This window comes from Pelagibius sp. (genome assembly GCF_965227505.1).
GTDB lineage: Bacteria > Pseudomonadota > Alphaproteobacteria > Kiloniellales > Kiloniellaceae > Pelagibius.
Window position 1 is genome coordinate 4,917,928 of the sequence record NZ_OZ245757.1, and the last position, 13,876, is coordinate 4,931,803.

A 13,876-nucleotide genomic window follows, 5' to 3' on the forward strand; every position below is an offset into this window, starting at 1 on the left:
ATTAATCATTTTCAGTAGGAAACCGGGCTCGGGAGGGGCGAGGCAATTTTGGGACATTGGGCACCCCGAGCGGGTCTGATTTAACCCTTTTGGGGCATTTCCTTAACCCTTTGTGGGACATCGCGTGGTTTGTTTCAATAACCTCATACATAACACTGTCGTATTTAACAGAAGTTTTCTTGTTATTGCCACAGCGTTCAAAGACACTGCGAGCAACTGGATTAATCAGCACCCGGGAGTGCTGCGCCGCCGTTTTTGCGTGTGCGAACTCCCCGCCTGGTCATAACGGAGGAAGAAAATGACGGACGATCTCACCCGCGGCTATGAGGGTCAGGACGACATCACGGCCGAGTCCGCCGAGAATACCCCCGAAACAACGTTTATCTCCGGCAGCGAAGGCAGCGCGGCCGTGGTCGGCCAGGCGGCCGCCCCGGTCAACGTGGCGCGCCCGGCGCCGGGACAGACCGTCGAGGTCCAGGCCGCGCCCGGCCAGGTGTACAACCTGACCTTCCCGCCGGGCGGCGCGCAGGTTCAGGTTCAGGGTGAGAACTTCATCCTTGCTTTCGATGACAACGGTGACGGCACGCCGGACAGCCAGATTGTCTTCCTCGATCTGGTGACGGTCGTCGAGGCGGGTGATGCTCCGACCTTCACGGTGGCCGGGACCGAAGTGGGTGCTGACGTTCTCCTCAACCAGGCTCTTGCGCTCGCCGGTCAGGACGACGCGACGCTGGAGACCGCGGCCGGCCAGGGGCCGCAGGGCACGGGTGCGACCCAGTACAGCGACGATTTCAACGAAACCATCACCCTTCTGGATGCGCTGGGCGTGATCGACCCCACCTTGCTCGAGTTCGGCCTGATCGGTGTGGAACCCGACGAGATCCTTCTCGCCGAGGTCGAAGAGGTCGAGGTGCCGCTGCTGATCAACGAGATCGGCGTCTCCGTGCGCATGGAGGTGCCGGATCTGCCGGGCACCGAGGATCCGGGCACCCCCGGCGATTATGGCGACGAGCAGCTCTTTTCGGTTGCCAGCGAAGACAGCGAGGAAGAGCCGCGGGAGTACAACTTCGTTGAGCTGGTCAACACCTCCGGCGAGGCTTTCGACGCCAGCGGTCTGACTCTCGAGATCCTGAATCCGGCCGGGGAGGTCGTGACCTTCACGCTGCCCGGAGGCACCGTGGTGCCGGCCAACGGTTTCGTGGTGTTCTACCAGTCCTCCATCGATCCGGATGCGGACGGTGAGACCGTCTTCGTTCGCATCTTCGATGCAGAGGGCAACGTGGTCGGCGGCGCCGACGTGGAGGGCGCGGACTTCTGGGCCCTGGGCGAGGACACCACCGATCCGATCGCGGTGAACCTGGTCTTCGAGAACGAGGACGGTGTGGCTGAGTCCGCCGACACCTTCGCGGCCAATCTCACCCAGGCCGAACTGGGCGGCCTGACCGATCCCAGCTTCGCCGGCGCGCCCAGCGATTTCGGCTCGCCGCTCATTGATCTGAACTTCGAGACCTTCAACGGCCAGTTCACCGGCAACCACCACATCTTCTCGCGGGTGGACCTGGACGATACCGACAGCCAGAGCGACTGGACGACCAACAACACGCCGACGGACGGCCTGTTGAACAACACCAATCTGCTGGAACTGGTTGCCTTTTCCGCGGGTGGGGGCACCGGTGGCGAAGAGCCGGGGTCCGGGCTGGTGCGGGTCGATCTCAAGACTGGCGAGACAACGGCCGTCGGCGACATCACCTTTGAGGGTGAAATCCTTGACATCGCAGGCCTGACCTTCGGGCAGGGCGAAGACGCTTGCTTCCTCTTCGGCTACGAGGATGACAATGACCGCATCGTCAAGCTTGATCCGGAGACTGCCGAAGTTCTGGAAGTCTGGACCCTTGATGGCGAAGGCGTGGCAATTGATCGGCCGGGCTTCACCTTCGCGTCTGATGGAAAGCTTTACGTCATCGGCCAGGGTGAGGGCGTTTTTGAAGTCAATCTGGCTGGCGATGGCACCTTCTCCCTTTCACTGGTGACCGCGGCGAATCTTGGAACTGGTTTCGAACTGACGAGCCTGGCGGCAGACCCCAACGATCCGGACATTCTTTATGCGATGGGCCTTGATGGCGGGGGCACGGTCAAACTCTTCACCATCAGTGTATCGACCGGCACGGTGACCGAATTGCCAGGTGTCATCACCGAGAATTCCGGCGACGACGAATTCGGGCTCTCCTTCGACGCGTTTGGCCGGCTCTGGGCGATCGACGAGAACAACGAGCGCGCCTTTCAGGTCGATCCGGCCACCGGCGCCGAGATCCCGGATACCTCGGTCAACCTCTCCACTGTTGGTCTGCCCACAGGCTTCAGCTTCGAGTCCCTGGCGATCCAGCAGGTCGGCATCGACGAGAACCCCTGGGATCCGCTGAACGACGATCTGAACCCCGGTCAGGTCAATGACGATCCGCTGGCGGGCCAGAACTTCATCCAGGCCACCGATCCGGAGGGCGAGCAGCTTGAGGGCCGCGGCGGACCCGACTTCCTGTTCGGCGCCCAGGGCGCTGACTCCCTCTACGGCGGTTCTGAAGAGGACTATCTCGAGCAGTCGGAGAAGGTGCTGGAGCAGGGCATCGACCTTCTTGAGGACGCGCTGAACGGCGACGGCTTCGAAGGGGCGGCGGGCCTGAATCACAAGCCCTTCTTCAACGACCACAACGACTTCCTGTTCGGCGAAGCCGGCGACGACGAGATGTATGGCGGCTCCGGCGGCGATTTCATGATCGGCGGCCAGGGCGACGACTCCCTGGACGGCGGCACCGGCGACGACCAGATTTACGGCGACGGGGCAGGTGATATCGACGGCGATGGCTCGGAAGGCACGGACGGACTGCCGGACGACGACCAGAACCACGAAGGCCACGACGTCATTGCCGGTGACGCGCTGAATAACGTGAGCGCACTCTTCGCCGAAGACGAGCAAGAGGAAGAAGAGGAAGAAGAGGACGACGGCGAGACCGAAGTTGCTTTGGCGTCGATGATGCTCGCAGAGGTCGACCAGGTCGTCAGTATCCCTGAAGACATTGATATCGGTGCGGCGCTCGCCATTCTCGGCGGCAACGACACCATCGTCGCCGGCAATGGCGACGACAAGGTCTCCGGCGACGCGCTGGCCACCGGCGAAGACGTGGCGCTGGCGCTCTCCTATTCCGACGACTCCATCAAGCGTCCGGAAGACGGTTTCGGCAACGAGGACAGCGGTTTCGGCAACGACGTCATTTCCGGCGACGAAGGCGCGGACTCCATCGGCGGCGACGCCGCGGCCATCACCAGCGGCGGTGACTATGGCGGTCTGGCGGTCGCGGTGGCCAAGAACCTGGCGATCTTCGGCGCATCCAAGGCCGATGTCGGCAGCGACTCCATCGACGGCGGTGATGACGACGACGTCATCGGCGGCGACGCCCTGGCGGTTGCCGGTGGCGGCGATGGCGGCGAGGGCGGCAGCGGCGCGGCCTACGCGATTTCCTACAACGCCGCCGAAGACGGGGGCGATGCCGGCAACGATTACATCACGGGCGACGGCGACTACGGCTCCGGTTCCGGTTCCGAGTTCAGCTCCGAGTACGGCGGCAATGACCGGATCGGCGGCGACGCCGCGGCCATGGGTGATCATGCCACCGCCAAGGCCTACAACACGGCGGAAGGTCGCTCATCCACGGCCGGCAACGACACGATTTATGGCGACGCCGTCTATGGCGACGGCGGGGAAGGCTATACCGGTGGCAACGACTCCATCGGCGGCGATGCCGCGGCCTTCGGCAAGTACACTGCGACGTCCAAGGCCTTCAACACGGCCGTCGATGGCGACGAGGGCTCAGCCGGCAACGATTACATCAACGCGGGCGGTGGCGAAAACAAGGTCGCCGGTGATTCGCAGGCGATCGCCGAGTACGGCAGCGCTTCGGCCTATGGCGAAAACACTGCCGGCGACGGCGGCAGCGATGACGGCAACAATGCCGGCAACGATACCATCCATGGTTCGGTCTGGGGTGCCGACCACATCTCCGGCGGTTCCCAGGCGATTGCGGGCCACACCGCCTTTGCAAAGCAGAGCAACCATGCCGGCGGCGAAAACTCCGCGGACGATGACAACAATGCCGGCAACGACAAGATCTATGCCTACAACGGCGAAAACACCGTCGCGGGCGACGCCCAGGCCATCGGCACGGGTTACTACTCGACGGCCACGGCAAAGTCGCATAACCACACCGAGGGCGACGACAACAAGGCCGCGAACAATTCGGCCGGCAATGACACCATCCATGCCGGCCACCAAAGCGACAAGGTTTCCGGCGACGCCCAGGCGATAGCAGGCTATGACGCCAAGGCGTGGTCCACCAACAAGGCGGAAGGCGACGGCAACGACGCCGGCAACGACTACATCGATGTCGGTCGGGGCCACAACAGGGTAGCCGGCGACGCCCAGGCGATTTCGTACCATGACGACGCCTATGCCTATGGCGACAACCGGGCGCTGGACGGTGACGGCAACAATGCCGGCAACGACACCATCCATGCCGGCAACGACAGCGACACGATCTCCGGTGGCGCGCAGGCGCTGGCCAAGGACTGGGCCTACGCCGAACAGAAGAATCACGCCGGCAGCAACAGGTCCGGCGACGACTACAACGACGCGGGCAACGACAAGATCTACGCGGGCCGCGGCGACAACGTCCTCGCCGGCGACGCCCAGGCGATCTCGTCCCACAACGACGCCAAGGCCTATTCCCACAACCATGCCAACGACGATGACAAAAATCGCGCCGGCGACGACAAGATCGAAAGCGGCAACGGCAAGGACCGGGTCTCCGGCGATGCCCAGGCAATCGCGAAAGATCTTGCCTGGTCGATCTCCGAGAACAAGGCGGAAGGCGGCAGCTACAACAATGCCGGCAACGACTACATCGATGCCAGCCACGGCGACAATCTGATCGCCGGCGACTCCCAGGCGATCTCCTCGCACGGGACGGCCAAGGCCTTCGGCAAGAACACGGCTGTTGAAGACGACGACAACAATGCCGGCAACGATACGATCAAGTCCGGCAACGACAAGGACACCATCTCCGGTGGTTCCATGGCGGTGGCTGCAGGCTTTGCCTATGCCAACCAGATCAATTACGCCGACAAGGGCGATGCCGGCAACGACTCGATCGAGTCCGATCTGGGATCGCCGGACGATCACGACGAGGTAGCCGGCGACGCCATGGCCCGCTCTCTGGGCGATGACAAGAACGATGCCGTTGCAGTCTCCATCAACACGGCGAACGGCTGGACCGGTGATGCCGGCAACGACACCATCAAGGCCGGCGGCGGCAACAACTATGTCGCCGGCGAGGCCATGGCGGTGAACACCGGCGACGATGCCAAGGCCTATGCCGACAACACGGCCACCAACGGTGCCGAGGCTGGCAACGACAAGATCTACACCGGCAATCATAACGACGTGGTCTCCGGCGGCACGCAGGCGCGGGCCAAGGACTTCGCCAAGGCGGACACCGACAACCTGGCGACGGGCTACAAGTCCTCTGCCGGCAACGACTACATCGATGTCGGCGGCGGCTGGTGGAACAAGGTTGCCGGCGACGCCCAGGCGATTGCCAAGAACATCGCCAAGGCCTTCGGTAACAACGATGCCAAGTACGGCGACGACAACGACGCGGGCAACGACACCATCTATGCGGGTTGGGGCAGCGACACCATCTCCGGTGGTTCGCAGGCGATTGCAGGCAATAATGCCTACGCCGAGCAGAACAACCATGCCGGTGCGTGGGCGACCGATGACGACAACAGGGCGGGCAACGACGAAATCCATGCTTACGACGGCAAGAACGTCGTGGCGGGTGATGCCCAGGCCATCGGCGAGAACTTCCTGTCGGTTGCCAAGGCGAAATCCCACAACCATGCCCAGGGCGATGACGAGGAGGCCGCCAACAACCAGGCCGGCGACGACAAGATCTATACCGGCAAGGATGACGACAAGGTCTCGGGCGACGCCCAGGCGATTGCCGTGAAGTATGCGGAGGCCAGGTCTGAGAACAAGGCACTCGGCGACGGCAACCTGGCGGGCAACGATCACATCGAGGCCGGTGGCGGCGACAACAAGGTCGCCGGCGACGCCCAGGCGATCGCGGGTGGCATTGCCAAGGCCTATGGCACCAACACCGCCGGCTTCGACGATGCCGACCGCGACAATGCCGCTGGCAACGACACCATCACTGCGGGCAATGGCTCCGATACGGTGTCCGGCGGTGCCCAGGCTTTGGCCGGTGTCTATGCCTATGCCAAGCAGACCAACCTGGCCGGCGCCGGCGGAGACAACGAAAGCGGCAACCGTGCCGGCAACGACAAGATCACCGTCAACGGTGGCCACAACAAGGTGGCCGGCGATGCCCAGGCGATCTCGTATTTCGGCAATGCCGATGCCTACGGCAAGAACGAGGCGGCGGACGACGGCAGTGCTGACGGCAACTATGCCGGTAACGACACCATCTATGCCGGCGATCAGAGCGACAGCATTTCTGGCGGCGCCCAGGCGATCGCCCATAACGATGCCTATGCGTCTCAGAGGAACGATGCCGGTACCGGCGATCGGGATGACGACAACCGTGCCGGTAACGACGAGATCCACGCTTACGACGGCCACAACAAGGTCGCGGGCGATGCCCAGGCCCTGGCTGGCGATGACGCGACGGCGGTGTCGGTGAACCACGCGGACAGCACCGATAACGAGAACGACAATACGGCGGACAACCAGGCCGGTAACGACAAGATCTACACCGGTCAGCACAATGACTCCGTCTCCGGCGACGCTCAGGCCATCGCCGATGACGAAGCAAAGGCGACTGCCACCAACACGGCCCTTGGTGAAGGCAACCAGGCCGGTAACGACTACATCGATGCCGGGAACGGCATGAACGAAGTGGCCGGCGATGCGCAGGCGGACTCCGAGAACGGCAATGCCGACGCTGAGAGCAACAACACGGCAAATGGGGCCGGTAACACGGCCGGCAACGACACCATTTTCGGCGGCAACGATGCCGACCTGATTGCCGGCGGCTCCCTCGCCACTGGTGATACCGGTTCGGCGGTTACGAACAACGTCGCCAATGACGGCGGCGTGGCCGGCGAGGATTCCATCGAAGGCGGCGCCGGCGGCGACACCATCTCCGGTGATTCCGGCTCGGTCGTGGTGGAAGGCGGTACGGCGACGGCCAACAACACAGCTGGCAGCTACAGCGCGGCTGGTAACGACTACATCGACGCCGGCAGCGGCAACAATGTTGTGGCCGGCGACGCCCAGGAGAGGGCGTACAACAATGCCGTGGCCCAGGCGTACAACACCGCCGACGGCTACAAAGCCGATGCGGGCAACGACGAGATCCATGCTGGCCACCAAAACGACAAGGTGTCCGGCGACGCCCAGGCCATCGCCGAATACGATGCCAAGGCAACGTCTCATAACAAGGCATTCGGCAAGTACAGCGATGCCGGCAACGACTACATCGATGTCGGTCACGGCCACAACAAGGTGGCCGGCGACGCGCAGGCGATTTCGTACTACGACGACGCCAAGGCCTACGGCAGGAACGACGCCAAGGACGGCGACTACAACGATGCCGGCAACGACACCATCCATGCCGGTAACGGCAGCGACACCATCTCGGGTGGTGCCCAGGCGATCGCCAAGGATGATGCCTATGCCCAGCAGATCAACCACGCCGGCGGCAGCAAGGGCGACGACGATAACAACGACGCCGGTAACGATGAAATTTACGCGGGCCGGGGCCACAACGTCCTGGCCGGTGACGCCCAGGCCTACTCCTCGCACGACGACGCCACGGCGTATTCCCACAACCATGCCAAGGACGATGAAGACAACCGGGCCGGCAACGACAAGATCATAAGCGAGAACGGCGGCGACCGCGTTTCTGGCGACGCCCAGGCGATCGCGAAGGACAAGGCCCTGTCGACCTCCGAGAACAAGGCGGAAGGTGACGACGACAACGAGGCCGGCAACGACTACATCGATGCCAGCCACGGTGACAATCTGATCGCCGGCGACTCCCAGGCGATCTCCTCGCACGGCAGTGCCACTGCGTATGGCGAGAACACCGCCAATGACGGCAGCGGCAACGATGCCGGCAACGACACGATCAAGTCCGGCAACGACAAGGACACCATCTCCGGTGGTGCCATGGCGGTTGCAGCTGCGGCGGCCTTCGCCAAACAGGTGAACGCCGCCGACAAGGGCGACGCGGGCAACGACTGGATCGGGTCCGACGAGCATCCTGACGACGATGACGAGGTAGCCGGCGACGCCATGGCCCGCTCCAAGGGCTGGGGTTACAACGACGCCGTTGCGGTCTCCGAAAACACCGCGGACGGCCGCACCGGTGATGCCGGTAACGACACCATCAAGGCCGGCGACGGCGACAACTATGTCGCCGGTGAGGCCATGGCGGTGAACACCGGCGATGACGCCGAGGCCTATGCCGACAACACGGCGACGGGTGGTGCCGAGGCCGGCAACGACGATATCTACGGCGGTTCCGACGAGGACGTGGTCTCCGGCGGCACGCAGGCGCGGGCCAAGGATGTTGCGAAGGCGGATACCGACAATCTGGCCACGGGTCACGGCTCCTCCGCGGGCAACGACTACATCGATGTCGGCGGCGGCTGGTGGAACAAGGTTGCCGGCGACGCCCAGGCGATCGCCAAGAACATCGCCAAGGCCTTCGGCAACAACAATGCCAAGTACGGCGACGACAACACGGCCGGTAACGACACCATCTATGCGGGCTGGGGCAGCGACACCATCTCCGGCGGTTCGCAGGCGATTGCAGGCAATAACGCCTACGCCGAGCAGAACAACCATGCCGGCGAGTCCGCGACCGACGACCGCAACAAGGCCGGCAACGACAAGATCTATGCCTACGATGGCAAGAACGTCGTTGCGGGCGATGCCCAGGCCATCGGCAAGAACGACCATTCTGTCGCCGAGGCAAAGGCGCACAACCACGCCCAGGGCGAGGACGAGGAGGCCGCCAACAACCAGGCCGGCGACGACAAGATCGTGACCGGCAAGGATGACGACAAGGTCTCCGGCGACGCCCAGGCCATTGCCGACAAGTACGCGACGGCCACGTCTGAGAACAAGGCGCTGGGCGACGGCAACCTGGCGGGCAACGATCACATCGATGCCGGTGGCGGCCACAACAAGGTTGCCGGCGATGCCCAGGCGATCTCTGGTTACAAGGCCTGGGCCTATGGCACCAACACCGCCGGCTTCGACGATGCTGATCGTGACAATTCTGCCGGCAACGACACCATCACTGCGGGCAACGGCTCCGACACGGTTTCCGGTGGCGCCCAGGCGATTGCCTACGGCGATGCCTATGCCAAGCAGACCAACCTGGCCGGCGCCGGCGGAGACAACGAAAGCGGCAACCGTGCCGGCAACGACAAGATCACCGTCAATGGCGGCCACAACAAGGTTGCCGGCGATGCCCAGGCGATTTCGTACTACGACGACGCCAAAGCCTACGGCAAGAACGAGGCGGCCGACGATGGCAGTGCTGACGGCAACTATGCCGGCAACGACACCATCCATGGCGGCCATCAGAGCGAGACCATCTCGGGCGGCGCCCAGGCGATTGCCTACGACGATGCTTATGCCGAGCAGATGAACGACGCCGGCACCGGCAATCTGGATGACGACAACCGCGCGGGCAACGACGAGATCTATGCCTACGACGGCGATAACAAGGTCGCGGGCGATGCCCAGGCCCTGGCCGGCGACGAGGCGACGGCGGTTTCGGCGAACCACGCGGACAGCAACGATAACGAGCCCGACAACACGGCGGACAACCAGGCCGGCAACGACAAGATCGTCACCGGTCAGCACAACGACAAGGTCTCGGGCGACGCCCAGGCCATTGCCGACGACGATGCGAAGGCGACCGCCACCAATACTGCTCTGGGCGAAGGCAACCAGGCCGGCAACGATCACATCGATGCCGGTAACGGCCTGAACAAGCTGGCGGGCGACGCCCAGGCCATCGCCGGTGATTATGCCGAGGCGGAGAGCAAAAATACCGCCAACGGTGCGGGCAACCTGGCCGGCAACGACACCATCTTCGGTGGCGACGATGCCGACATCATTGCCGGCGGCTCCCTCGCAATGGGTGACACGGGTTCGGCGACGACCACCAACATGGCGCTGAACGGCGGCGTGGCTGGTGACGACTCCATCGAAGGCGGTGCCGGCAGCGATACCATCTCCGGCGAATCCGGTTCCCTCGTGGTGACCGGCGGCACGGCGACGGCCAACAACAATGCCTTTGCGGGCAGCGGGGCCGGCAACGACATGATCGATGGCGGGGAAGGTCACAATGTCGTGGCCGGCGAGGCCCTGGAGACGGCTGATGACGGCGCCCGGGCGTACGCGAACAATACCGCCAATGGCGATCACGCCGGTGCCGGCAACGACTGGATCGGCACGGGTCACGGCTCCGACAAGATCGCAGGTGACGCCCTGGTTACCGGGGCCAACGGCCTCGCCAAGGTCGTCAACCAGGCGGACGATGGCAATGCCACGGCCGGCAGCGACGACATCGTGACCGGCGGTGGCAACGACATGGCTGCCGGTGACGCCGCGGCCTTCGGTGCGGGCTCCAAGTCGGAGGCACACAACACCGGCGACTACGGCGGCGGCACGGCCGGCAACGACACCATCAACGGCGTTGTTGGTGAGGATTGGCTGAGCGGCGATGCCGGGTCCTTCGGCAGCGACAGCGGCGATGCCACGGCCAAGAACACGGCGAAGGTGAACGGCAGCAATACGGCCAACTCTTCCGCGGGCAACGATTACATCGTCGCCAGTGGCGAGAACGGGAAAGACCGGATCTCCGGCGATGCCCTGGCCGCAGGCGTCGGCGCCACCGCGCTGGCGGTGAATATGGCCATGGCCCTGGCGGGCACCAAGGACGCCTTTGCCGGCAACGACACCATCAAGGCCGATGAAGGCGATGCCGGCGGCGCCGGCGACGGCGACGATTACATCGGCGGCGACGCCCTGGCGACCGCCAAGGATGGGGTTGCCATTGCCCAGAACACCGCAAAGGTGGATGGTGACAGGTTGAGCGATGCCTACGCGGGCAACGATCACATCTATGGTGACGGCGACAACAACGTCATTGGCGGCGATGCGGCCAGCACCGCCGAGGACGGCGGGAACGCCACCGCGACGAACTTTGCCGAGGCCAAGGGCGAGCATGGCAACGAAGCCTTGGCTGGCAACGATTACATCGAGACGCGGAGCCATGAGCGCTATGATGGGCTCAGTGATGAAAGAGACCTAATCGCCGGCGATGCCCTGACCCGTGGTGACGGTACGACGGCGCTGGCGGACAACGACGGTGAAGCCAGGGGTAGCGCGTTCGCCAAGGTCGGCAGCGACACCATCCATGCCGGCGACGACAGCGACGCGGTTTCCGGCGCTGCTCTGGCCACCGGCGACGAGGCTACGGCCTATGCCGATAACGACGGCAAGGGCCGCAACCATGCCAAGGTGGAGGTCGACAACGACTACATCACCGGCGGCAAGGATCGCGGCAAGCTGGCGGGTGAGGCCCTGGTGACCGGCGAAGATGCCCTGGCGAAGGCGGAAAACACCGGCAAGGGCAGGAACGACGCTACGGTGAAGGTCGGCAACGACACCATCCACGGTGGTTCCGACTTTGACCAGATCTCCGGTGGCGCCCTGGCGACCGGCGATGGCAGCGATGCCAAGACGGTCAACAAGGGCGTGGCGAGAGGCAGCTCCGAGGTCTACGTCGGCAACGACAAAATCTATGGTGGTCCGGAGTTGTACGATATCGGTGACAAGATTGCCGGCGATGCTTTGGCGACCGGTAAGGATGGTGAGGCCACGGCCAAGAACACGGCCAATGCTCACGACCACGCTACGGCCGAGGTCGGCAATGACTGGATCACTGGTCGCTTTGGCTCCGATACGATCTCCGGCGACGCCATGACGGGTCACGACAGTGGCGACGCCACGGCGACCAACACAGCGACCGTGCACAGCGGCGCCTCCGGGGCGACGGCCGAGGCCGGCAACGACAAGATCTACTCAGGCTCTTTCGACAGCAACGAGAAGATCGCCGGTGACGCCTTGACCCTCAATCACAAAGCGGTCGCGAAGGCGGAGAATACTGCACGGGTGAACGACGGGAACGGCGATGGGAACACCGCTTCTGCCGGTAATGACAAGATCGTCTCCGGTGGTAAAGGTGAGCACAGCATTGCCGGTGACGCCTACGCTCATGGAGATGGCTTGGCGGACGATGACAGCTTCTACATGGCCGTCGTCGAGAACAGTGCCTTCGGGAATGGCTCCTCCGCCGGTAACGATGATATCTATGTCGGCGGCTACTCCGATGTGGCGGGCGATGCCCTCACCACTGGTGAGTATGGTCATGCGCTGGTGCTGAATCAGGCTCTGGTGGATGACGAGGCCCTTGGAGGGCAGCGTCAGGCCGGTAACGACACCATCAAGTCATCTGATTGGCGCTATAAGTCTATCGCCGGCGATGCTTTGGCCACAGGCGAGAATGGCAACGCTAGGGTCCAGAACACCGTTGCCACCGCCGCAGCCGGTGTGATTGTCGGCAGCGATTTCATCGAAGCCGGCAACGGCTGGGATTGGATCTCCGGTGACGCCTTGGCCACCGACGGCGGCGATGCCACGGTGCTCAACGATCTGGTTGCGGAAAACACCGCGAAGGTGAGCGAAGACACCATCCTTGGTGGCGGCGGCAACGACGTAATCGCCGGTGATGCTCTCGCCATCGGCGGTGGCAATGCTTCGGCGACGAACGGCGGCGATGACTCGATCGAGGGTGGGTCTGGCAACGACACGATCTCCGGCGATGTGCTGGCGCTTGGCGGCGGTACGGCGATCCTGATCGATAACGCCGGCGACGACACCATCGACGGCGGGTCAGGCCACGATGTCATTTACGGTGACTCCTCGGACGTCAACGATACGATCGGCGGAGATGATGTCATCTATGGTGGCAGCGGCAACGACCTCATCTACGGCGGAGCCGGCGACGACTTTATCGATGGTGGTTCGGGTAATGACACCATCTACGGCGGGGCCGGCAATGACACCATCGACGGTGGGTTGGGTAACGACATCATCAACGGTGGCGCTGGAGCCGATACCTTGACCAGTGGTAGCCTCACGGACACCGACACCTTTGTTTTCGATGGAAGTGCTGGGTTCGGAGCTGATGCAGATACCATCACAGACTTCGATGATGGTGTCGGCAATGTAGATATTTTGGACTTGGCGGATCTACTCAACGAGGGCGACTTTGGCGATACGGGTATCGCCGATGCCATCGCCCAAGGATATGTCACGCTTAACGAGGTGGCGGGTAACCTTGAGGTCTCCGTCGATCTGGACGGGTCCGGGGGCGGTACCTTTAACTCGGAACTCGTCGTAACCCTGAACGGTGTGACCTTGGCCGATCTCGACGAACTGACCCAGATTGTCGTGGACGGTTAACGGACACCCTTTATCTCAGCGATCTTTGCTCAGTTTTGATGGGCCCGGCGGGAAGCCGCCGGGCCCTTTTCTTTGCCGGCGCTCGCCCGGCCGCGGCTTCTCAAACGCTACGGATTCGCGTGCGGGGTATCCTCGGATTGCCCGGGCTGCCGGCGCGTTCGCGCGGGAGTGTAGTGCTCCGCCCGTCCGTCGCTTCATAAGCGGACGGCTGCCGCCGCCATGCAATCGGCGGCTTAGCGACTGTCCGAACAC

The 13,876-nt window shown here is 63.5% G+C and carries 1 protein-coding gene; it reads left to right on the forward strand.

Features of this window, described 5'->3' with window-relative positions:
- Positions 1–298: 298 nt before the first annotated feature.
- Positions 299–13,624, forward strand: coding sequence for a beta strand repeat-containing protein (locus ACO06P_RS23135; RefSeq protein ID WP_420347579.1), 13,326 nt, complete (start codon positions 299–301; stop codon positions 13,622–13,624).
- Positions 13,625–13,876 lie beyond the last annotated feature (252 nt).

Excerpts from the sequence above, each read along its gene's own strand:
- ACO06P_RS23135 (WP_420347579.1), top strand. The coding sequence starts at position 299 with ATGACGGACGATCTCACCCGCGGCTATGAGGGTCAGGACGACATCACG.